This is a genomic window from Blautia sp. HA8986 (genome assembly GCF_056504635.1).
Genome location: NZ_JBWLUQ010000001.1, coordinates 1,548,609 through 1,571,975, shown reverse-complemented (window position 1 = coordinate 1,571,975; position 23,367 = coordinate 1,548,609). Strand labels below are relative to the sequence as shown.

General features: G+C 45.0%; 23 protein-coding genes and 1 pseudogene. 22 read left to right on the top strand and 2 right to left on the bottom strand.

Annotation, left to right across the window (positions count from 1 at the left end):
- Positions 1 to 202 precede the first annotated feature (202 nt).
- The 13 genes and pseudogenes from AC04Q4_RS07340 (at position 203) to thiI (ending at position 14,931) form a co-directional block, all read left to right on the top strand.
- On the top strand, positions 203 to 1,438 hold the full coding sequence (locus AC04Q4_RS07340; RefSeq protein WP_148447350.1) for an ABC transporter substrate-binding protein: 1,236 nt from the start codon (positions 203 to 205) through the stop codon (positions 1,436 to 1,438).
- A 78-nt stretch (positions 1,439 to 1,516) separates the two neighbouring features.
- Positions 1,517 to 2,395 carry a carbohydrate ABC transporter permease gene (locus AC04Q4_RS07335; RefSeq protein ID WP_118062778.1) on the top strand — a complete coding sequence of 293 codons (879 nt, stop codon included), beginning with the start codon at positions 1,517 to 1,519 and terminating at the stop codon, positions 2,393 to 2,395.
- Between the two features lie 11 nt (positions 2,396 to 2,406).
- A complete protein-coding gene (locus AC04Q4_RS07330; protein WP_119240922.1) occupies positions 2,407 to 3,261 on the top strand; it encodes a carbohydrate ABC transporter permease in 855 nt (284 codons plus the stop codon).
- 36 nt (positions 3,262 to 3,297) lie between these two features.
- The gene (locus AC04Q4_RS07325; RefSeq protein ID WP_173737335.1) at positions 3,298 to 4,407 is read left to right on the top strand and encodes a glycoside hydrolase family 172 protein; all 1,110 of its coding nucleotides are present in this window, start codon (positions 3,298 to 3,300) and stop codon (positions 4,405 to 4,407) included.
- A 15-nt stretch (positions 4,408 to 4,422) separates the two neighbouring features.
- Positions 4,423 to 5,676, top strand: coding sequence for an ABC transporter substrate-binding protein (locus AC04Q4_RS07320; protein WP_243097477.1), 1,254 nt, complete (start codon positions 4,423 to 4,425; stop codon positions 5,674 to 5,676).
- Between the two features lie 174 nt (positions 5,677 to 5,850).
- Complete coding sequence (hrcA, locus tag AC04Q4_RS07315) at positions 5,851 to 6,894, top strand: heat-inducible transcriptional repressor HrcA (protein WP_015527075.1); 1,044 nt, start codon at positions 5,851 to 5,853, stop codon at positions 6,892 to 6,894.
- A gap of 18 nt (positions 6,895 to 6,912) precedes the next feature.
- Positions 6,913 to 7,548, top strand: a complete 636-nt coding sequence (gene grpE, locus AC04Q4_RS07310) for a nucleotide exchange factor GrpE (RefSeq protein ID WP_173737334.1) — start codon at positions 6,913 to 6,915, stop codon at positions 7,546 to 7,548.
- A 57-nt stretch (positions 7,549 to 7,605) separates the two neighbouring features.
- Positions 7,606 to 9,498 carry a molecular chaperone DnaK gene (gene dnaK / locus AC04Q4_RS07305; protein ID WP_015527076.1) on the top strand — a complete coding sequence of 631 codons (1,893 nt, stop codon included), beginning with the start codon at positions 7,606 to 7,608 and terminating at the stop codon, positions 9,496 to 9,498.
- Positions 9,499 to 9,519: 21 nt separating this feature from the next.
- Positions 9,520 to 10,710: a molecular chaperone DnaJ gene (gene dnaJ / locus AC04Q4_RS07300; protein ID WP_119240925.1), complete on the top strand. Its 1,191-nt coding sequence runs from the start codon at positions 9,520 to 9,522 to the stop codon at positions 10,708 to 10,710.
- A gap of 158 nt (positions 10,711 to 10,868) precedes the next feature.
- Positions 10,869 to 11,822, top strand: coding sequence for a 50S ribosomal protein L11 methyltransferase (gene prmA, locus AC04Q4_RS07295; protein ID WP_177290429.1), 954 nt, complete (start codon positions 10,869 to 10,871; stop codon positions 11,820 to 11,822).
- A gap of 4 nt (positions 11,823 to 11,826) precedes the next feature.
- Positions 11,827 to 12,570, top strand: coding sequence for a 16S rRNA (uracil(1498)-N(3))-methyltransferase (locus tag AC04Q4_RS07290; protein WP_173737332.1), 744 nt, complete (start codon positions 11,827 to 11,829; stop codon positions 12,568 to 12,570).
- Between the two features lie 3 nt (positions 12,571 to 12,573).
- A pseudogene (locus tag AC04Q4_RS07285) lies at positions 12,574 to 13,729 on the top strand (cysteine desulfurase family protein).
- Positions 13,730 to 13,749: 20 nt separating this feature from the next.
- Positions 13,750 to 14,931: a tRNA uracil 4-sulfurtransferase ThiI gene (thiI, locus tag AC04Q4_RS07280; RefSeq protein WP_173737330.1), complete on the top strand. Its 1,182-nt coding sequence runs from the start codon at positions 13,750 to 13,752 to the stop codon at positions 14,929 to 14,931.
- A gap of 186 nt (positions 14,932 to 15,117) precedes the next feature.
- Here thiI and AC04Q4_RS07275 read toward each other — a convergent pair whose 3' ends face one another.
- Positions 15,118 to 15,354, bottom strand: coding sequence for an HPr family phosphocarrier protein (locus tag AC04Q4_RS07275; protein WP_015527084.1), 237 nt, complete (start codon positions 15,352 to 15,354; stop codon positions 15,118 to 15,120).
- Positions 15,355 to 15,484: 130 nt separating this feature from the next.
- Between AC04Q4_RS07275 and mtaB the strand changes: the two genes are divergently transcribed.
- The 9 genes from mtaB (at position 15,485) to AC04Q4_RS07230 (ending at position 22,536) form a co-directional block, all read left to right on the top strand.
- On the top strand, positions 15,485 to 16,813 hold the full coding sequence (mtaB, locus tag AC04Q4_RS07270; protein ID WP_173756945.1) for a tRNA (N(6)-L-threonylcarbamoyladenosine(37)-C(2))-methylthiotransferase MtaB: 1,329 nt from the start codon (positions 15,485 to 15,487) through the stop codon (positions 16,811 to 16,813).
- An 89-nt stretch (positions 16,814 to 16,902) separates the two neighbouring features.
- On the top strand, positions 16,903 to 17,175 hold the full coding sequence (locus tag AC04Q4_RS07265) for an IreB family regulatory phosphoprotein (protein WP_015527087.1): 273 nt from the start codon (positions 16,903 to 16,905) through the stop codon (positions 17,173 to 17,175).
- Position 17,176: 1 nt separating this feature from the next.
- Complete coding sequence (ruvX, locus tag AC04Q4_RS07260) at positions 17,177 to 17,632, top strand: Holliday junction resolvase RuvX (protein WP_173737328.1); 456 nt, start codon at positions 17,177 to 17,179, stop codon at positions 17,630 to 17,632.
- A gap of 68 nt (positions 17,633 to 17,700) precedes the next feature.
- Positions 17,701 to 17,970 carry a DUF1292 domain-containing protein gene (locus AC04Q4_RS07255; RefSeq protein ID WP_173737327.1) on the top strand — a complete coding sequence of 90 codons (270 nt, stop codon included), beginning with the start codon at positions 17,701 to 17,703 and terminating at the stop codon, positions 17,968 to 17,970.
- 290 nt (positions 17,971 to 18,260) lie between these two features.
- The gene (locus AC04Q4_RS07250) at positions 18,261 to 19,901 is read left to right on the top strand and encodes a ribonuclease J (RefSeq protein ID WP_173756973.1); all 1,641 of its coding nucleotides are present in this window, start codon (positions 18,261 to 18,263) and stop codon (positions 19,899 to 19,901) included.
- 4 nt (positions 19,902 to 19,905) lie between these two features.
- A complete protein-coding gene (locus AC04Q4_RS07245) occupies positions 19,906 to 20,244 on the top strand; it encodes a YlbF/YmcA family competence regulator (protein ID WP_173756940.1) in 339 nt (112 codons plus the stop codon).
- A 14-nt stretch (positions 20,245 to 20,258) separates the two neighbouring features.
- Complete coding sequence (locus AC04Q4_RS07240) at positions 20,259 to 20,663, top strand: endolytic transglycosylase MltG (protein WP_173756938.1); 405 nt, start codon at positions 20,259 to 20,261, stop codon at positions 20,661 to 20,663.
- On the top strand, positions 20,660 to 21,316 hold the full coding sequence (locus AC04Q4_RS07235) for a class I SAM-dependent methyltransferase (RefSeq protein WP_173756936.1): 657 nt from the start codon (positions 20,660 to 20,662) through the stop codon (positions 21,314 to 21,316). The genes AC04Q4_RS07240 and AC04Q4_RS07235 overlap by 4 nt, the downstream gene beginning before the upstream one ends.
- Positions 21,313 to 22,536 (top strand): peptidase U32 family protein, encoded by a 1,224-nt coding sequence (locus AC04Q4_RS07230; protein WP_173737323.1) that lies wholly within the window; start codon positions 21,313 to 21,315, stop codon positions 22,534 to 22,536. The genes AC04Q4_RS07235 and AC04Q4_RS07230 overlap by 4 nt, the downstream gene beginning before the upstream one ends.
- A 37-nt stretch (positions 22,537 to 22,573) precedes the next feature.
- On the opposite strand, the gene sigK is transcribed toward AC04Q4_RS07230, so the two are convergent.
- Entirely contained in the window at positions 22,574 to 23,203 is a 630-nt protein-coding gene (gene sigK, locus AC04Q4_RS07225) for an RNA polymerase sporulation sigma factor SigK (protein ID WP_173756932.1), read from the bottom strand.
- Between the last annotated feature and the right edge of the window lie 164 nt (positions 23,204 to 23,367).

Below are 23,367 nucleotides of genomic sequence, written 5' to 3'. Positions count from 1 at the left end.
AATTCAGCTGTGAAAAAAGCTGTTACAAATATAGATTATATAAAAGGATTATAAAAAATTAACAACAAAAATACAAGAGAACGAAAAATAATATAAATAAATCATAAAATATTGTATTTAGAATGAGGGGGCTCTCTGGTATCCTTAAACCATCAAAAACAGGTGTGGACAAACACGAAAATGTCCAGAAAGGAAGAAAGATATGAAGAAAAAAGTAATGAGTGCAGTTTTGGCAGCAGCGATGGTTGTGGGTATGGCAGGTAACGTGGTTACTGTTTCCGCAAAGGAAAAATATGATCTTACCTTATACAGCGTCAACACCACAGACCCGGATTTTGAGGACTGGCTTGCAAATGTGGAAGATGCCACGGGCCTGAACATTAATGTAATTGCGGCACCTACAGATACAGATACCCGTCAGCAGAAGATCACCACAATGCTTTCCACAGGAGATACTTCCGTGGATGTCATTGAGATCAACGATGAGATGAGCGCGGCATTTAAAAATTCCGGATGGCTGGAAGGACTGAATGATACAGTAATGACAGATGATATCATTGATCAGTTTGCTCAGGGATATGTAAAGGATATGATCACAGATAAGGACGGAAACATCGTCGGTGTTCCAGGCTATGCAGGATATCTTGCATTCTGGGTAAATCAGGAGATCATGGATGAGGTCGGAATCAAGTCCATTGATACAAAAGAGGACTTCATGAAGTATATGAAGGCTGTTTCCAAGGATGGAAGATTCGGTTACGGCGGTTCCTGGGAGAAAACTTATGCATTTAACGAGCTTGCACAGTTTGTAAACATGTTCGGCGGCGATTATTTTGACTGGACCAAAGAGGAAAACAAGGAAGCGGTTCAGTTCCTCCATGATCTGGTTGCTGATAAAGAAACCTCCATTGAGCAGATTGCTGATAAATATGATCAGATGAATCCGAAGATCAATGACGGAAAATACGGATGCTGGTTTATGTGGGGCCTTGGAACAGATTATGCAAAGGCAGATATGCTTGGCGCAGATAAGATCCACATGGAAATGGTACCGGATTTCAGCGGTAAGGGAGAGCGTGCGATCTTTACAGATTCTTGGAACTATGTTCTTAACAAAGCATCCAAGAATAAAGATGCAGCTGTGAAATTCCTTCAGTATATGGCTGATGAAGGCGGAATGGAAGCTTCCTATAAAGCATTTGACAGATATCCTGCAAGAAAGGATGTTGCAGAGAAGGTAGTTCCGGATTCTGACCCGGCAAAAGAAATGTACAGCAGATATGCAAATGAATGCAATGTACAGGGACGTCCACTGGCGGCACAGACAATGGAATTTATCAGCGATATGGGAACGATCTTCCAGTCCTGTATGAAAGACGAGATTACAGTTGATGAGTTCTGCAAGAAGGCTCAGGATGTGGTAGATATGTATAAGTAAAAGATATAAAAAAACAGCAATGTAAAGCAGAGGTAAAAGTCTGCTTTACATTGCTTGATGAACAGGGAGGAAAGTTCCATGACAATAAGTAAAAAAACTATGAAGTGGATACCATGGCTTTTGATCCTGCCGGTTGTACTGATCAGAGGCTTTACAACAGTATATCCCATTCTGATGACTGTGAAAAACAGCTTCTTTAATATCAGTATCCTTGCAGGTATCAATGAATTTATAGGCTTCAAGAATTACCTGAAGGTATTTTCTGATCCTAAAGTGCTTACATCGATCAGCTTTACGGCAATATTTGTGGTTGTTTCCATGATCCTGCATGTGATCCTCGGAGTTATCCTGGCACTGATCCTGAATATGAAATTCAAAGGCCGCCGTTTTCTGAGGACTATTGTGCTGATCCCATGGGCTATGCCAGCAGTAGTAGCCGGTATGGCTGCAAAATGGGCATTTAACAATGATTATGGTCTGATCAATGATTTTATCCGCTGGTTTGTACCGGGATACCAGAACAGCTGGCTGATCAATACAGGTACTGCAAGAGCAGCGGTAATTGCAATGGACCTGTGGAAGGATCTTCCGTTCTTTGCAATTCTTGTACTTTCCGGACTTCAGTTTATTTCCGGCGATATCTATGAGGCAGCAAAGGTAGACGGTGCAAACGGGATTCAGAGCTTTTTCCGGATCACACTTCCGCTGATCGCAAAAAATGTCCTGACGTTATGTATTCCGTTCACACTCTGGAGACTGACAACCTTCGATCTGGTTTATTCCATGACATCCGGAGGCCCTGGCGAGGATACTGCGCTGATCGCATACAGAATCACAACAGAAGCATTTACAAATCTGAACGTAGGATATGCTTCGGCGCTGGCCATGCTGCTGTTTGTTGTAATGGCAATCTTCAGCTGGCTGAACATACGTGTTATGAATAAGTTTGACAGTTAGGGGGAATTATCGTGAAGAATACAGGAAAATATAATGTTTATCATAAAGTGGTATCCGTTGGAAGATGGGTTCTGTTTGCAATCGTGGCTTTTCTGATCCTGTTCCCGGTTTACTGGATCTTTATTTCTTCGATCACACCGGCAGGAGAACTGTTTAAAACACCGATTGATTATCTTCCGGATCATCCCACACTGGAAAGCTACACATTTCTGCTACAGAATGTCGGACTGCTTTCAAAGATTGGAAACACCGTACTGATCGTCGGTCTTACTCTTGTGATCAGCACCGTGCTGTGTGCAATGGCAGCTTATGGCTTTTCAAGATTTAACTCAAAGGGAGTTTCTGTTGCATTTGCATTTGTTCTGGCTACCATGCTGATCCCTGAGGTTGTTACAGCCCGCCCGCTGTATGAGTTTATGCAGAAGGTAAAGCTGTATGATACATATCCGGGACTTATCCTTCTTTATATCAGTACCGTTATACCGTTTACGGTTCTGATCCTCAGAAACTTTGTCGGTGAGATCCCGATCTCACTGGAGGAGGCAGCTGCTATTGACGGCGCATCTTTTTCACAGAGACTGTTTACGATCGTTCTGCCGCTGATGAAGCCGGCGATCGCTACGGTTTGCATCATCAACTTTATTACCTGTCTGAATAACTTTTTCACACCGTTGTTTTATTCAAATGGTATTCAGGTACTTTCCGTTTCCATTGTACAGCTTCCGTTACGTGACAACATGTATGGAGTTCCGTGGGATCTTGTCAGCTCCATGGGATGGATCATCCTTCTTCCGATCATTATCTTTGTAGCTGTTTTTGAGAAACAGATCATGGATGGTATCATGGCAGGTGGAGTAAAAGCGTAAATATTTTTAATTTCCAAAAGAGAGGAGAAAACAGATATGTATCAGGCATTTACAGGCGGACTGGGAGGAATCGCACTTGCAAAGCATGGAAAAAGCCGTGCGATCAACGCGGAAAATCCTCATGGAGAAAAAGGCAGAGGCGGTATGGCTGCAAGTCATCTGGGACCATCCAGAAAAGGAAGCCCGTGTCTTAAGGATATTGAGCCGGGAACTGTGGTAACTCTGGCAGAAATGGAAGGACCGGGACAGATCAATCATATCTGGATCACCGTTGATAACAAGACTACAGAGGCAGATTGCTTTGTACTGAGGGATCTTGTGATCCGTATGTACTGGGATGACGAGGAAACTCCTTCCGTGGAAAGTCCTCTGGGTGATTTCTTCTGCTGCGGATTCGGAAGGGAATGTTTTGTAAATTCTGTTCCTGTGGCTGTTGTTCCAAGCAGGGGATTTAACTGCTATTTCCCGATGCCGTTTAAGAAGAAAGCAAAGATCACACTGGAAAACCAGCATGCAAATAAAATACCGGCTTTCTTTTATCAGGTAGATTACTGTCTCTATGATGAGCTTCCGGACGATATTGCTTATTTCCATGCACAGTGGAGACGGGAACGGTTGACAGAAAAAACAAAAGATTATACAATTTTGGATGGAGTAAAAGGAAAAGGCCATTATATAGGAACCTACATGGCACTTACCACACTGGAACGTTACTGGTGGGGCGAAGGAGAAGTGAAATTTTATATTGACGGAGATGAGGAGTATCCGACTATCTGCGGAACAGGAACGGAAGATTACTTTGGAGGTTCCTGGAGCTTTGCGAAGCAGGTAGATGGGAAAACCGTGGAACAGAATTATAATACGCCATATCTGGGATATCCGTATTATTCTGCCCATGACGAACTGATCCATAATTTTTATCACAATGATGACTGCCCGCCAATGCGAGGATTTTACAGATGGCATTTACAGGATCCGATCTGTTTTGAAGAGAATCTCCGCGTTACAATTCAGCAGATAGGTGTCGGATATCGTGGCCTGTTTGAACGACAGGATGATGTGGCAAGTGTAGCATACTGGTATCAGACACTTCCTCATGCACCGTTCCAGCCGTTGATGTCAAAAGAGGACAGATGGCCCAGATAAAAAGGGTGGTAGAGATTGAAAAAACAGGTATTTTGCGTGGCGTTTGCCCTGGCTCTGGCAGTGACAGGATGTGGAGTCCGGAAGAAGGAGGCTGCATCTGATATTGTACCGGAGAACAGACAGGAACTGACGATCCTTCATGTGGATGCAGGCACAGAGGGCTTTGATTCTTTTATCAGCCAGGCGGAAAAAGATCTTGGAATAGAGATTCATATCGAAAAATGTCCGGCTAATGCGGACAATCGTCAGGCCAAAATAGCAACTCTTCTGACATCGGGAGATGATTCGGTGGATCTGATCACAGTAAATGATGAGATGATATCCGAATTTAAAAATAAGGGATTTCTTTTTCCGCTGGAAGATACCGTTATGACAGAGGAGACAGCGGCGAATTTTCCACAGGAATACCTGAAAGAAATATGCATGTCAGACGGACATATTTTTTCGGTACCGTTCAAAATGGATATCATGGCATTCTGGGTGAACCAGGAATTGCTGGATCAGGCTGGTCTGGACAGACTCTCCTGTCTCAGTGATCTTGAGATCCTTCAGAAAAAGCTTCAGAATACGGGAAAATATGCATACGGGGATGCATGGGAGATTTCTTACATATATAATAGTATCAGCGAGTATGTCGATTTTTTCGGAGGAGATTATACAGACTGGACGGATCCGAAAACAAGAGAAGCGGCAGAATATATGAAGCGAATGCTGGATACAGGGATGATATCAGAGGAGAATCTGATCGACCAGCATGACCAGCTGAATGAAAAATTTATAAACGGCCAGTATGGATGTATGTTCATGTATACTGGTGCGTTGAGTACCTTTCAGAATGCAGGCGTGTATGGAAAAGATAAGCTCCATATGGCACCATTTCCGGAATTTGACGAGAAGGTGACCAATATCGCAACCTGGCAGTATGTACTGAATAAAAATTCTGCGCATAAAGAAGCAGCTCTGAAGTTCCTTCAGTATGTGTCCGGATATGAGGCCAGTAAAAATTACGGACAGCTGACAAAAATGTGTCCGGCAAGACTGGATGTGATCGAGGATAAGAGTCTTGAGCTGGAGGGAATTGAAATGATCCGGCAATATCTGAAAGATTATAAGCTGAAGGCAAGACCACTGTGTGCCGATTCCATAGAAGCTGTTTCGTCCATGGGAACGGAATTTCAGAAATATGTGCTGGGACAGAAAACAGAAGCGGAATTTTTTGCCGGGGCACAGAACTGCATAGACCAGTATTACAAAAAAGCATCGTACTGATGCTTTTTTTGTTGCGAAAAAATAAGAACTTTTTTTCAAAACATATTGACAAATATTTTACATGGTGATATCTTAAAGACTGTAGATGTTAGCACTCCACTAAAATGAGTGCTAACAGATATAAAAAAGAATCAACATCCGTCAGGAAGAATAAAAAGGAAAGGAGATGGCTTCATGGAAGAGGTGTTGAATGAGCGCAAGCAAAAAATCTTAAAAGCAATCATCAAGACCTATATGGAAACCGGAGAACCGGTTGGCTCCAGGACCATTTCCAAGTATGCGGATCTCAATGTAAGTTCCGCAACGATCCGAAATGAAATGTCAGACCTGACAGATATGGGCTATATCGTCCAGCCTCATACCTCAGCAGGAAGAATTCCTTCTGATAAGGGCTACAGACTTTACGTTAATGAGCTGATGAAGGAGAAGGAAGCCGAGGTTGCAGAGCTGCGGGATCTGATCATTGAGAAGACAGATAAGATGGATAAGGTGCTTAAGAAGGTTGCGAAGGTTCTTGCTTCCAATACCAATTACGCTACCATGGTTTCCGTTCCGCAGTACAGCGGCAACAAGATCAAGTTCATCCAGCTGTCGAGAATGAGCGAGCTTCAGCTTGTGGCAGTGGTTGTCAGTGACAACAACACAGTCCGGAACCAGATCATCAATCTGGATGAGGAAATGGACGACCAGACGATCCTGAAGCTGAATCTTCTTCTTAACACCAATCTCAATGGGATTCCGATCCAGGATATCAATCTTGGGATGATCGCCAGGCTGAAGGAACAGGCAGGCAGCCATAGTGGTGTGGTGGCCACAGTTCTGGATGCAGTGGCAGCCACTATTCATGTGGAAGAGGAAGATATGGAGATCTACACTTCAGGTGCAACTAACATTTTCAAGTATCCGGAGCTTGCCGATAAAGAGAAGGCAACGGAGCTGATCTCCGCATTTGAAGAGAAGCATGAACTTGCCGATCTTGTGAAAGAACAGATGTCAGATGGAGAAAATACAGGAATCCAGGTTTACATTGGTGATGAGATGCCGATCCAGACCATGAAGGACTGCAGCATTGTAACTGCCAGATATGAACTGGGAGACGGAATGTACGGAACCATCGGGATCATCGGCCCCAAGAGAATGGATTATGAGAATGTAGTGGACAGTCTGAAGGAACTGAAGAATCATCTGGATGACGTTTTGAAAAAGAAGAAAACTTAGAAAGGCGGTAGAAGAAAAGTGTCGGAGGAAACAAAGAAAACATCCGAAGAGCAGGAAGCGGAGAACGAGATTCCCGTAACTGACGGAGATCAGGAAGAAAAAAACCTGACACCGGAGGGAGAAGATCTGCCGGAGGAAGAAAATAATACTCCAGGCGAAGAAACTGCCCCACAGGATAAAAAAGAAGAAAAATCAAAGACTTCCTTCTTCGGAAAGAAGAAAAAAGATAAATCTGAGCAGAAGGTGGAGGAGCTTACCGATCGCCTGAAGCGAACCATGGCTGAATTTGATAATTTCCGTAAAAGAACAGAAAAAGAAAAATCCAGCATGTATATCATCGGAGCGAAAGAGATCGTTGAGAAGATCCTGCCGGTTGTGGATAACTTCGAAAGAGGTCTTGCACAGGCGCAGGAAGGAGATGCTTTTGCAGATGGAATGAAAATGATCTACAAGCAGCTTACCACAACACTGGATGAGCTCGGTGTGAAGCCGATCGAAGCAGTTGGTAAAGAGTTTAACCCGGATTTCCATAATGCAGTGATGCATGTGGAGGATGAAGAGGTTGGCGAGAACATTGTGGTGGAAGAATTCCAGAAAGGTTACACTTATAAGGATTTTGTAGTACGCCACAGCATGGTAAAAGTTGCTAACTGATTAATTGTTAACAAGTTGTAATTTTACAGATACAGACTAAAACAGGAGGAAAAAATCATGGGAAAGATTATTGGTATTGACTTAGGTACAACAAACAGCTGTGTAGCCGTAATGGAAGGTGGACAGCCAACAGTTATCGCAAATACAGAAGGAGCAAGAACAACACCATCCGTTGTAGCATTCACAAAAACAGGAGAGCGTCTTGTAGGAGAGCCTGCAAAACGTCAGGCAGTTACAAACGCTGACAGAACAATCTCATCCATCAAGAGAGAGATGGGTACAGATTACCGTGTAACAATCGACGATAAGAAATATTCTCCACAGGAGATCTCCGCAATGATCCTTCAGAAACTGAAAAAGGATGCAGAGGCATATCTTGGTGAGAAAGTAACAGAGGCAGTTATCACAGTTCCGGCTTACTTCAACGATGCTCAGCGTCAGGCAACCAAAGATGCAGGTAAGATCGCAGGTCTTGATGTAAAACGTATTATCAACGAGCCTACAGCAGCAGCTCTTGCATATGGTCTTGACAATGAGAAAGAGCAGAAGATCATGGTATACGACCTTGGTGGTGGTACATTTGATGTATCTGTTATCGAAATCGGTGATGGCGTTATCGAGGTTCTTTCCACAGCTGGTAACAACCGTCTTGGTGGAGATGACTTTGATAAGAAGGTCACAGATTACATGCTTTCCGAGTTCAAGAGAACAGAGGGCGTAGACTTAAGCAACGACAAGATGGCTCTTCAGAGACTGAAAGAAGCAGCTGAGAAGGCTAAGAAAGAGCTTTCTTCCGCAACAACAACAAACATCAACCTTCCGTTCATCACAGCTACAGCTGAGGGACCGAAGCATTTCGATATGAACCTTACAAGAGCTAAATTTGATGAGCTGACACATGACCTTGTAGAGATGACTGCTGAGCCGGTTCGCCGTGCACTGTCTGATGCAGGTATCACAGCTTCCGAGCTTGGCCAGGTACTTCTGGTTGGTGGTTCTTCCCGTATCCCGGCAGTACAGGATAAGGTAAGACAGTTAACAGGCAAAGAGCCTAGCAAAAACCTGAACCCGGATGAGTGTGTTGCACTTGGTGCTTCCGTACAGGGTGGTAAGCTTGCAGGTGATGCAGGTGCCGGTGATATCCTTCTTCTGGATGTTACTCCGCTGTCACTGTCCATCGAGACAATGGGTGGTATCGCAACTCGTCTGATCGAGAGAAATACTACAATTCCTACAAAGAAGAGCCAGATCTTCTCTACAGCAGCTGACAACCAGACAGCTGTAGATATCAACGTTGTACAGGGTGAGCGTCAGTTTGCGAAAGACAACAAATCCCTTGGCCAGTTCCGTCTGGATGGAATCCCGCCAGCACGTCGTGGAGTTCCGCAGATCGAGGTAACATTTGATATTGATGCCAACGGTATCGTTAACGTATCCGCTAAGGATCTTGGAACAGGTAAGGAGCAGCACATCACTATCACAGCTGGTTCCAACATGTCCGATTCCGATATCGACAAAGCTGTCAAAGAGGCAGCTGAGTTCGAGGCTCAGGATAAGAAACGTAAAGAGGCGATCGACACAAGAAACAATGCAGACTCCATGGTATTCCAGGTTGAGAATGCACTGAAGGAAGCAGGCGATAAGCTTGATGCAAACGATAAAGCAAGTGTTGAGGCAGACCTCAATGCACTGAAGGATCTTCTTGCACAGACTGCAAATGCTCAGGAGCTTACAGATTCTCAGGTTGCAGACATCAAGGCTGCACAGGAGAAGATGATGGAGAGTGCTCAGAAGCTGTTTTCCAAGATGTATGAGCAGACTCAGGGAGCTCAGGGTCAGGCTGGTCCTGGACCGGATATGGGCAATATGGGCGGAAACGCTGGTGCTCAGGGCGGAAATGAAGCAGGATACGGCGATGATGTTGTAGATGCTGATTACAAGGAAGTCTAAGACAAGTAGGAAATAATTACAATGGCTGATAAAAGAGATTATTATGAAGTCTTAGGTGTGGATAAAAACGCCGATGACGCAACATTAAAAAAAGCATATCGTAAGCTGGCCAAAAAATATCACCCGGATGTAAATCCGGGTGATAAAGAGGCTGAGGCGAAGTTCAAAGAGGCGACAGAGGCTTACTCCGTTTTAAGTGATGCCGACAAGAGAAGACAGTATGACCAGTTTGGCCATGCAGCATTCGAAAACGGCGGCGGAGGCGGTGCCGGCGGCTTTGGCGGATTCGACTTTAACGGCGCAGATATGGGAGACATCTTCGGAGATATCTTCGGAGACCTTTTCGGCGGCGGAGGCAGAACCAGACGGGCAAATAACGGACCGATGAAGGGGGCAAACCTTCGTGCACGTGTGAATATTACTTTTGAGGAAGCGGTTTTCGGATGCGAGAAAGAGCTGGAGATCGTTCTGAAGGATGAATGTACCACATGTCACGGAACCGGAGCAAAACCTGGAACATCACCGGTCACCTGTCCGAAATGTAAAGGTCAGGGACAGATTGTTTACACCCAGCAGTCCATGTTCGGTATGGTACGTAATGTCCAGACCTGTCCGGACTGTAACGGAACCGGTAAAGTGATCAAAGAAAAATGCAGTGCCTGCCGTGGAACCGGATATACATCTTCCAGAAAGAAGATCCAGGTATCTGTACCAGCAGGTATTGATAATGGTCAGTGTATCCGTATCCGTGATAAAGGTGAGCCGGGAACTAACGGTGGACCAAGAGGAGATCTGCTGGTTGAGGTAAATGTAGCCCGTCATCCGATCTTCCAGAGACAGGATATGAATATCTTTTCAACAGCTCCGATCACATTTGCTCAGGCTGCACTTGGCGGTGAGATGCGTATTAATACCGTTGACGGCGAGGTGACTTATGAGGTGAAGCCGGGAACACAGACAGATACAAGAATCCGTCTGAAAGGAAAAGGTGTTCCGTCATTACGCAACAAGAACGTTCGTGGCGACCATTATGTAACACTGGTAGTCCAGACCCCGACCAACTTAAATGAGGATGCAAAGAAAGCCCTGGCAGCTTTTGACGCGGCATGCGGCAACCGTCCGGCAGAGGACAGTACAGCCGAGACTTCAGAAAAAACGGAAAAGAAGAAAAAAGGTTTCCGCGAGAAAGTCAAGGAAATGTTTGAGGAATAAATGAAGCAAAAACAGGAAAGAGGCGAAAAATGCCTCTTTCTTTTTTTACTGTATTCGTGTATATTAAAAGAAGTGCCCGTTTTTGGGGAAAAGAAAACAGGCAACAGACAGGAACGAAAATCCGTAAATGTGTATACAGCATAAGGAGATATAGAAATATGAAATGGAACCGTTTTACACTGAAAACAAAAACAGAGGCAGAAGATATTGTGATCTGTACACTTGCCGAGGTGGGAATTGAAGGTGTGGAGATCCAGGATAAGCAGCCACTGACCGATGAGGACAAGGCGCAGATGTTTGTGGATATCATGCCTGAAGGCCCGGCAGATGATGGTATTGCATATCTGAACTTTTATCTTGAGGAAGATGCAGATACAGAAGCCATCCTGAAGGATGTAAAAGCTGCACTGGAAGACTTAAGAAGTTTTGTTGACATCGGAGAAGCTACGATCACAGAATCCCAGACAGAGGACAAGGACTGGATCAATAACTGGAAACAGTATTTCCATCAGTTCTATGTAGACGACATTCTGATCGTGCCGTCCTGGGAAGAAGTGAAGGCAGAAGATAAGGACAAGATGATCCTCCACATTGATCCGGGAACAGCTTTTGGTACAGGAATGCATGAGACCACACAGCTTGTGATCCGTCAGCTGAAGAAATTTGTGAAGCCAGGCATGGAGATCCTGGATGTGGGAACCGGAAGTGGAATCCTTGGAATCGTAGCATTAAAGCTTGGCGCAGGCCATGTGGTAGGAACAGATCTTGATCCATGTGCAGTTCCGGCGGTATCCGAGAATAAAGAAGCAAATCAGATTGAAGAGAAGTCTTTTGACATGATGATCGGAAATATCATTGATGACAAAGAGGTGCAGGATCAGGTCGGATATGAGAAATATGACATTGTAACTGCAAACATTCTTGCAGATGTTCTGGTTCCTCTGACACCGGTTATCGTTGCACAGATGAAAAAAGGCGCTTACTACATTACATCCGGCATCCTGGATGTAAAGGAGGATGTTGTAGTGCAGGCTGTAAAAGACGCCGGACTGACTCTTGTTGAGGTGACTCATCAGGGCGAGTGGGTATCTGTGACAGCAAGAAAGGACTGATCTCATGCAGCGATTTTTTGTGGAACCGCATCAGATCGACAGGGACAGACATGAGATCCACATCACAGGAAATGACGTCAATCATATCGCGAATGTGCTTCGTATGAAAAAAGGTGAGGAGCTCTGGATCAGCGATAAAGAAAAAGAGTACCACTGTGTGATTGAAAGTACGGAAGAGGATGAGGTACTTCTTCATATTTTATATGTTCAGGAGCCGGATTATGAGCTGAAAAACCGCATTTATCTGTTTCAGGGCCTGCCGAAAGCAGACAAGATGGAGCTGATCATCCAGAAGGCAGTAGAGCTTGGAGCATATTCCGTAGTTCCGGTTTCAACCAGACGTTGTGTGGTAAAACTGGATAATAAGAAAGCAGAGAAAAAAGTGTCACGCTGGCAGCAGATCGCAGAGAGTGCGGCAAAACAGTCCAAGCGTATGTTGGTACCGGAAGTCCGTTCAGTGATGACTTTTAAAGAGGCCCTTGCCTATGCAAAAGAACTGGACGTTCTGCTGATCCCTTATGAGCTTGCAAAAGGAATGAAAGAGACAAAGGAGCTGATCCGGTCGATCGAACCGGGAAAAAGCATAGGTGTCTTTATCGGCCCTGAGGGTGGTTTTGAAGAGCAGGAAGTGGCAGATGCCATGGAAGCGGGTGCGAAACCTATCACCCTGGGACACCGAATCTTACGGACGGAAACCGCGGGACTCGCAGTACTTTCTGTTCTGATGTTTCAACTGGAGGATGAATAGATTATGGAAGCATATTTTGACAATTCCGCGACAACGAGATGCTTCGATGAAGTAAAGGATATTGTCTGCAAAACCATGACAGAAGATTTTGGAAACCCTTCTGCCATGCATGAAAAAGGGAATGGAAGCGGAGAATTATGTCCGCAGAAGTGCCCAGACCCTTGCAAAATTACTGAAAGTGAATGAAAAAGAGATTCTTTTTACCTCCGGTGGAACAGAATCGGATAACCTTGCCATCATTGGCGGTGTGGAAGCCAATAAGCGTATGGGAAACCATATCATCACAACAGCAGTAGAGCATGCAGCGGTGGCCCAGCCTTTTGCTTATCTGAAGGAGCAGGGCTATGAGGTGACAATTCTACCTGTTGACGAGCGGGGAGTTGTAAAGCTGGATGCATTGGATGCAGCTTTGCGTTCGGATACGATCCTTGTGTCTGTTATGTATGTAAACAATGAAGTTGGTGCGGTGATGCCGATCGACGAGATTGGAAAACTGGTTCATAAGAAAAGTCCGAAAGCACTTTTTCATGTAGATGCGATCCAGGCATTTGGTAAGTACCGTATCTATCCGAAGAAACTGGGAATAGACCTTCTTTCTGTGAGCAGCCACAAGATCCACGGCCCGAAAGGTGTGGGATTTCTTTACATCAATGAGAAAGTAAGAGTACAGCCTCAGATCCTTGGTGGTGGGCAACAGAACGGTATGCGTTCCGGAACAGACAATGTACCGGGAATTGCAGGTCTTGGTGTGGCAGCTGAGATGGTTTACACAGATTTTGACAAAAAAATACAGCACCTCTATGACCTGAAACAGCGGATGGCAGAGGGCTTAAGAGAACTTGGAGACGTTACTGTCAACGGAATGCCGTTAAATGAGGGGGCACCGCACATTATGAGCGTTACCTTCCACGGAGTCCGGAGCGAAGTTCTGCTTCATACACTGGAAGAATTCGGAGTATATATTTCCGCAGGAAGTGCATGCTCCAGCCATAAGAGAAAACCAAGTGCGACTTTGACAGCAATGGGATTATCAAGAGCTGATGTGGAGAGCACTGTCCGTATCAGCTTCTGTGAGGAGAATACTTTTGAGGAAGTGGATTACTGCATCGATACCCTGAAGAAATCGATTCCAATGTTGCGCAAATATGCACGCAGATAATATACAGGAAAGGAATTTTTATGTTAGTACACGCATTTCTGATCAAATATGCGGAGATTGCCCTTAAGGGAAAAAACCGCTACCGTTTTGAAGATGCTCTCGTACATCAGATGGAGATCGCACTCTCCAAGATTGAGGGCGAGTTTGAGGTAAAAAAAGAGCAGGGAAGAGTCTATGTATTCTGTCCGGAAAATTATGATTATGATGAGGCTGTGGATGCACTGCAGCATGTATTTGGTATTGTTGGTATCTGTCCGGTTATGATTTATGAGGAACAGGGATTTGAGAAGCTTGCAGAAGATGTGGTTGGATATATGAAGCAGTGGCATCCGGACTTTAACGGAAGCTTCAAGGTATGGACACGCCGTGCAAAGAAGTCTTATCCGATCAGCTCTATGGAAGTCAGCGCAGAGCTGGGTGGACGTATTCTGGATGCTTTTCCTGAGGCAAGTGTGGATGTTCATCATCCGGAACTGGATCTTTCTGTTGAGATCCGTGACAAAATCTATGTATATTCCCAGACAATCCCGGGAGCAGGCGGAATGCCCATCGGAACCAACGGAAAAGCCATGTTGCTTCTTTCCGGCGGAATAGACAGTCCGGTTGCCGGTTATATGATCGCAAAACGTGGAGTTAAGATCGATGCGGTATATTTCCATGCACCGCCTTACACAAGCGAACGTGCCAAACAGAAAGTTGTGGATCTTGCCCGTCTGGTAGCAAAATACAGTGGACCGATTCGCCTTCATGTTGTTAATTTTACAGATATCCAGCTTTATATTTATGATCAGTGCCCGCATGATGAGCTTACTATCATTATGAGAAGATACATGATGCGTATTGCTGAGCACTTTGCGAAAAAAGACCGCTGTCTTGGCCTGATTACAGGTGAGAGCATTGGACAGGTTGCAAGCCAGACATTACAGAGCCTTGCTTCCACAAATGAAGTCTGCACACTGCCTGTATACCGTCCGGTGATCGGCTTTGACAAAGAGGAGATCGTCCGCATTTCCAGAAAGATCGATACTTTTGAGACATCCATACAGCCGTTTGAGGACTGCTGTACTATTTTTGTTGCCAAGCATCCGGTAACGAAGCCCAATCTCAAAGTGATCCGCCGTTCTGAGCAGAAACTCTCTGAGAAGATTGATGAGCTGATGGAGACTGCACTGAACACAACTGAAATTATTGAGATCCGGTAAATGAGAGAAAAGGAACCCCGGTAAACAGGTTTCATGAAATGGATGAGGCTTAACTGCAATATAAAAAAGCCGCATACCGGAAAAAAGGGAAATTCCGGTGTGCGACCCATTCATCCATATAGTTTATCACATGAAAAAAGAGGAACTGCATGTTCCATACAGTTCCTCTCAAATATACATCATGGATTAGTCGATTGTATATTTGGAAATAATCTGCATTACGTTATCCAGAGCAGCGCCGTCTGCGTGGATGTTGAGGTCGATTGGCTTGGAGAGATCCAGGCTGAAGATACCCATGATGGATTTTGCATCGATCACATATCTTCCGGACACTAAATCAAAATCGCAGTCGAATTTGCTGATCTCGTTTACGAATGCCTTCACCTTATCGATGGAGTTCAGTGAGATTTTAGCTGTTTTCATTATAATAACCTCCCTTGATAGATTTTTGTTTTACAGCTTTCATCTTACCTGTCGGCCCCAGAAAAGTCAAGGTAAAAAGAGATAAAAATTGTTTCAATAATTAGTTAAAATGTAAAAAAAGTGAGGAAACATGGGAAATAAAGTTGCATTACACAATCTTGGCTGCAAAGTCAATGCTTATGAAATTGAAGCTATGCAGCAGCTCCTGGAGGAGGCAGGCTATGAAATCGTACCTTTTGAACCGGGAGCGGATATTTATGTGATCAATACCTGTACTGTCACCAATATTGCAGACAGAAAATCAAGGCAGATGCTCCACAAAGCAAAAAAAATGAATCCGGAGGCCATTGTTGTGGCAACAGGCTGCTATGTACAGACAGGTGGAGACAAGCTGGAAAAGGATGAGGCTATTGATCTTGTGCTTGGCAATAACCGGAAAGGAAATATCGTGGATGCACTGGCAGAATATGCCGAGAACAAACCGGGCCACGGCTCTCACGTGATCAAGATCAATCAGACAAAAGAATACGAGGATCTTTCCATTGATCATACAGCGGAGCATGTAAGAGCGTACATTAAGGTTCAGGACGGATGCAACCAGTTCTGTACCTACTGCATCATTCCTTATGCAAGAGGCCGTGTGAGAAGCCGCAATATTGAAAGTGTGCTGAAAGAAGTCCGTGCACTTTCCCAAAAAGGATATAAGGAGATAGTTCTTACAGGAATCCACTTAAGCTCCTATGGAGTGGACTTCCCGGAGGAGAAGAAAGAGACGTTGCTTTCGCTGATCCGTGCAGTTCATGAGATTGAAGGAATCAAAAGAATCCGTCTTGGTTCCCTAGAGCCTGGAATCGTTACCAGAGAATTTGCAGAAGGGATTGCTGCACTTCCGAAGGTTTGCCCGCATTTTCATCTTTCCCTTCAAAGTGGCTGCGATGAAACCCTTGAGAGAATGAACCGCAGATACAGAAGTGGCGAATACAGGGAACGCTGTGAGCTTTTAAGGGAAGTTTACGGAAATCCGGCATTGACTACAGATGTGATCGTTGGTTTTCCGAAGGAATCAGAAGAGGAATTTCAGAAGTCCTATGATTTTGTGGACAGTATCCGTTTCTATGAGACACATATTTTCAAGTATTCCAGAAGACAGGGAACAAAAGCAGCTGCCATGGATGGACAGCTGACAGAGGCCGAAAAAGCTCTTCGCAGTGAAAAAATGATCGCCATGCATCACAGACATGCAAGCGATTACGAGAAATCCATGCTTGGAAAAATACTGGAAGTTCTTATAGAGGAAGAGTACAAAAAAGACGGCCAGACCTGGTATCTGGGACATAGCCGGGAATATATCAGGACAGCTGTGAAAAAGTCTGAAAGCTACGGTGTGAATGATATTGTGAAAGTGAGAGCGGAGGAATTTCTGGAAGAACATATCATGACAGGCAAAGTTGTGGAGTAGAGAATGAGAGCTCGCTTAAAATTAAGATTGTAATTTATGTAAATTTATATTAAAATAAAAAAGAATATATTTTAAGGACGTGAGAGATAATGGCAGAGAATAATCTGGGAAATACACAGTATTTCAGAACAAAACCGGATCAGGAACTTCAGGTAAAAGAAGTCCTGGACCTGGTGTACAATGCAATGGATGAGAAGGGATACAATCCGGTAAATCAGATCGTAGGATATATTATGTCCGGAGACCCGACCTACATCACCAGCCACAAGGGTGCGAGAAGCATGATCATGAAGGTGGAGCGTGATGAGCTGGTAGAGGAACTTCTTACCGAGTATATCAAGAATAAATCCTGGGAACGGTAATATGAGAGTACTGGGACTGGATTACGGCTCGAAGACAGTGGGAGTTGCAGTAAGCGATCCTCTTGGTCTGACAGCACAGGGCGTGGAGACAGTATGGCGCAAGCAGGAGAACAAGCTGCGCCGTACACTGGCACGTATTGAAGAGATCATTTCGGAGTATCAGGTGACAGAGATCGTTCTGGGATACCCGAAGAATATGAACAATACCGTAGGAGAGCGGGCTGAGAAATCTCTGGAATTCAAGGAAATGCTGGAGAAACGTACAGGCCTGCCTGTTATTATGTGGGATGAAAGACTGACTACCATGGCAGCGGACCGTACACTGGAAGAGACTGGCGTGCATAAGGAAGACCGTAAACAGTATCTGGATCAGGTAGCTGCAGTCTTTATTTTGCAGGGATATCTGGATGCCGCAGCATACAAAAAAGCGCGGGAGAACGATAACCCGGAAGAGTAGACCACGAACGAAACAGGAACGCGGATCATAATATCCGCCTGACAAGAACGGATAAGGAAGAATTAAATATGGAAAAAATAATATTTCAGTCAGACGACGGCACAACTGCTGAGTTTTACGTAGAGGAGCAGACCAACATTGCGGGTGTGACTTATCTTTTGGTGTCCGATTCACAGGATGAGGAAGCAGACGCATATATTCTGAAGGACATTTCAGCTCCGGGAAGCACTGAAGCTTGTTATGAGATAGTCGAGGATGAAGAGGAGCTTCAGGCTGTATACGCAGTTTTTCAGCAGATGCTGGATGACGTGAATTTTGAATGGAGGAGCGATTTTTGAAAAGCGAGAACAACGGTGACAACAGAAACGCGGAAAACAGAAACTTTAACTCCGCAGGCGGTTCCAGAAGACAGGGACCAAGACAGAGAAACGCTGGATCAAGGACAAGACAGTACAGGGGCGGGAATAATAACAATAAGAGCCGTCAGGACAAGCCCTTCCGCTCGGCAGTAAAGAAGACAGCGGCCACTGGAACAGTAAAGAACAATTTCAGAAACACACAGAGACCGGCAAGAAACAGCGGCAGACCTTCCGGACGGAAAAACAATAACCGCAGATCATCCTCGAAACTGAAGATCATACCGTTAGGCGGTCTGGAACAGATCGGAATGAATATCACTGCTTTTGAGTATGAAGACAGCATTGTAGTTGTAGACTGCGGACTTTCTTTTCCTGAAGATGATATGCTGGGAATCGATCTTGTTATTCCTGACGTAACGTACTTGAAGGAGAACATCTCAAAAGTCAAAGGATTTGTGATCACTCACGGACACGAGGATCATATCGGAGCACTTCCGTATGTACTGAAAGAGGTCAATGTTCCGATCTATGCGACCAAGCTTACGTTGGGACTGATCCGCAATAAACTGAAAGAACACAATCTTGTGCGCTCCACGAAGATGAAAGAAGTGAAGCATGGACAGGTGATCAATCTTGGAGATTTCGCTGTGGAATTCATTAAGACCAATCACAGTATCCAGGATGCATCTGCACTTGCCATCTACTCTCCGGTAGGAATCGTGGTACACACAGGAGACTTTAAGGTAGATTATACGCCGGTATTCGGAGATGCCATCGACCTTCAGCGTTTTGCTGAAATCGGAAAGAAAGGGGTTCTTGCATTGATGTGCGAGAGCACCAATGCCGAGAGACCGGGATTTACAATGTCCGAGCGTACAGTAGGGCACGTATTTGATAACCTGTTTAACGAATACCGTGCATCCAGGATCATTATTGCAACATTTGCTTCCAATGTCGACCGTGTGCAGCAGATTATCAACACTGCATATCGTGTTGGAAGAAAAGTTGCAGTAGAAGGCCGAAGTATGGTTAATGTTATTTCCGTGGCATCTGAGCTTGGCTATCTTCAGATTCCGGAGAATACGCTGATTGATATCGATCAGGTGAAGAATTATCCGGATGACAAGGTTGTTCTGATCACAACGGGAAGCCAGGGCGAGTCCATGGCAGCACTTTCCCGTATGGCAGCCAATATCCATAAAAAGATCACCATCAAGCCGAATGATACCATTATTTTCAGTTCCAACCCGATTCCCGGAAATGAGAAAGCCGTTTCGAAGGTTATCAATGAGCTGTCCATGAAGGGCGCCAAGGTTATCTTCCAGGATGTCCATGTTTCCGGACATGCCTGCCAGGAGGAAATCAAGCTGATCTACTCCCTTGTGAAGCCGAAATATGCGATTCCGATCCATGGAGAGTACCGTCATCTGACAGCACAGAAACACATTGTGGAGGATCTTGGAATTCCGAAGGAGAATATCTTTATTCTTGCTTCCGGCAATGTACTGGAACTGGATGGACAGGATGCAAAAGTAACAGGAAGCGTCCACACAGGAGCAATTTTTGTAGACGGACTTGGTGTGGGTGATGTTGGAAATATCGTGCTTCGTGACCGCCAGCATCTGTCTGAGGACGGAATCATGATCGTAGTTATGACACTGGAGCGTCACAGCAATGTGGTTCTTGCAGGACCGGATATTGTTTCCAGAGGTTTTGTATATGTAAGAGAATCCGAGGATCTTATGGAGCATGCAAAACAGGTCGTAGAGACCGCACTGGATTCCTGTCTGGAGAACAACATTACAGACTGGGGCAAGATTAAGACTGAGGTAAAAGATGCTCTGGGCGAATATCTGTGGAAACGTACCAAGAGAAGTCCGATGATCCTGCCAATCATTATGGAGGCATAAGAACATGGATGAGATCAGCATGGACATTGAGAGGCTTCTCGATGCTGTGCACAGAAGCAGTGAATACCAGGAATATCAGAAACAGGCAGCTCAGCTTGATAAAGATCCTGAGCTTAAGGCAAGGGTGATGAGATTCCGGGGAGATAATTTCAGACTTCAGAGCCAGGTAAACCAGGATGAGCTGTTTCATGCAGCGGAGCAGCTCAACCAGGAGTCTGCAAGTCTGAGACAGAATCAGAGAGTGAATGCCTATCTTGACGCTGAGCTTGCACTGTGCAGACTGATGCAGAGAATCTGCAGAACTCTGGTGGCCGGGATAGACATACAGATTCCTGATTTATAGGAGGAAGAAAAACTATGGCAGACACAAGAGACAAGCTGGGCAGAGCCGGCGTTTTTCTGGCTGGAGGGGTATTTAAGATTGCCCTGTATATCTGCGTCATTGTATTTCTGATCTGGGTTGGAAAATCAACATATCAGTTTGGCTATAATGTGTTCAACCAGCAGGCTATGAGCCCTGGTGAGGGACAGCAGGTGACTGTGGTTATCAAAGAAGGTTCATCTGCATATAATGTTGGCAGGACACTTGAACAGAAAGGTCTTGTAAAAGATGCACTTGCTTTTGCAGTACAGGAGAGAATGTCCGCATATCACGGACAGATCAAGACAGGTACATATCTCTTGAGCACAGCTTACACTCCGACCAGGATACTGGCCGTGCTGTCGGGAGAAGATAGTGAGGAAGGATCGAACAGCCAGTGATCGTAGAAGAACGCATGAAAACCTATATCAATTCTCTTGATATGGGGAATACTCCTTTTTTGCAGGAGTTGGAAGCACAGGCACTTGCGAACAGGGTGCCGATCATCCGGAGGGATATGCAGAGCTTTATGAGGATGCTTCTGGCCATGAAACAGCCTAAGCGAATTCTGGAGGTGGGGACTGCCGTAGGCTTCTCCACACTTCTTATGTGCGAATATGGACCGGAGGATCTTAAGATCACCACCATAGAGAATTATGAAAAAAGAATTCCTGTTGCGAAGGAAAATTTCAGACGTGCAGGAAGAGAATCCCAGATTACACTTCTGGAAGGGGATGCCGGTGAGATTTTGAAAGAACTTACCGGAACGTTTGACATGATCTTCATGGATGCGGCTAAGGGCCAGTATATCAACTGGTTGCCAGATGTGCTGCGCCTGATGGAAGAAGGAAGTGTACTGGTGTCAGATAATGTTCTGCAGGAGGGAGACCTTATTGAATCCCACTATCTTGTGGAACGGCGCAACCGAACAATTTATAAGAGAATGAGAGAATATCTCTGGCAGCTGACCCACAGTCCCATACTTCGTACTTCGGTCCTTCCGCTGGGAGACGGAGCAGCTGTAAGCATAAAAACAGGAGAACAGGTTTTATGAAACGACCAGAACTTTTGGTTCCGGCGAGCAGCCTTGAGGTTTTGAAGGTTGCCGTCATATATGGTGCAGATGCCGTTTATATCGGTGGAGAAGCTTTTGGACTTCGTGCAAAAGCTAAGAATTTTTCAAAAGAGGATATGTGCGAGGGTATCAGATTTGCACATGACCATGGCGTAAAAGTTTATGTGACAGTGAATATCCTGGCTCATAACAGAGATCTTGAGGGAGTAAGGGAATATCTTCAGGAACTGAAAGAGATTGGTCCTGATGCATTGATCATCGCAGATCCGGGAATCTTTATGTATGCAAAAGAGATCTGTCCGGAGATCGAACGTCACATCAGCACTCAGGCCAACAATACCAACTATGAGACATATCGTTTCTGGTATAATCTTGGTGCAAAGCGTGTGGTAAGTGCCAGAGAGCTTTCTCTGGAGGAAATACGTGAGATCCGCGCACACATTCCGGATGATATGGAGATCGAGACATTTATCCATGGAGCGATGTGCATTTCCTATTCAGGAAGATGCCTGCTCAGCAATTTTATGGCCGGAAGGGATGCCAATCAGGGAGCCTGTACACATCCATGCAGATGGAAATATTCTGTTGTTGAGGAGAAGCGTCCCGGGGAATACATGCCGGTATTCGAGAATGAGAGAGGAACTTTTATTTTCAATTCCAAGGATCTCTGTATGGTAGAGCATATGGAAGATATTCTGACAAGCGGTATTGACAGTCTGAAGATCGAGGGCCGTATGAAAACAGCTCTTTATGTGGCAACAGTAGCCAGAACTTACCGTAAGGCTATTGATGACTGTCTGGAAAGCCCGGAGAAGTATCATGAAAATATGCCATGGTATCAGGAACAGATCTCAAACTGTACATATCGTCAGTTTACAACCGGATTTTTTTACGGAAAACCGGATGAGAACACACAGATCTACGACAGCAATACTTATGTGAGAGAGTACACATATCTTGGATTTGCAGAGGAAATCGATGAAAGAGGGCTTGCGAGACTGACGCAGCGAAATAAGTTTTCTGTAGGAGAGACCATCGAGATCATGAAGCCGGACGGAAGAAATATTTCTGTTCAGGTAGAAGCTATCTACAATGAAGAAGGCGAGTCCATGGAGAGTGCACCGCATGCACAGCAGAGAATCTATGTGAAGCTTACTGAGACACCGGAGGTATTTGATATCCTTCGAAGAGGTGAATAAGATATTACCAGGGGAGAACGGAAAAACGTTCTCCCCTTTACTGCTTTTCGGGAAAAAGAGCTCTGAGTTTTCGTAGTGCATTTTTTTCGATGCGGGATACATAGGAACGGCTGATGAAGAGATCTTTTGCGATTTCCCGCTGGGTCAGGGGCTCCTGGCCGCCCAGACCGTAGCGGCAGCAGATCACATGGTACTCTTTTGGAGAAAGGCTGTTTTTGATGTGCTTAAGAAGATGGGAAATATTGTCCCGTTTAAAACAGTCTTCCACAACATCTACCGGCGGACTTTCAATCACATCCAGAAGACTGATCTCGTTGCCTTCCCGGTCAGTGCCGATCGGGTCGTAAAGAGAGACTTCCCTGGAGCATTTTTTGCGGGCGCGCAGCATCATAAGAAGCTCATTGTCAATACAGCGGGCAGCGTATGTGGAAAGTCTGGAAGTGCGGCTTAAGTCAAAGGTGGAGATAGCTTTGATAAGACCAATGGTGCCAATGGAGATCAGGTCATCCGGGTCTTCTTCACAGCTCTGGTATTTCTTTGCAACGTGGGCTACCAGACGGAGATTGTGTTCGATCAGAATGTTTTTGGCTTCCGGATCGCCCCTTTGGAAGCGGAGCAGATAGTGCTGCTCTTCATCAGCAGACAGCGGTTTTGGGAAAGTTTTCAAAGATTCACCTCAAAGGGGATTTCCATACAGTTTATGAAAAGGACACGCTTTTCGTGCTTTTCCAACAAAAACTTTCCGTTTGGGACAAAGGCGAACACCTGTTGCACCGCTTTTGGTTCTGGTGTATAATCATAAAATATGAATGATAATAACAGTGTATATGA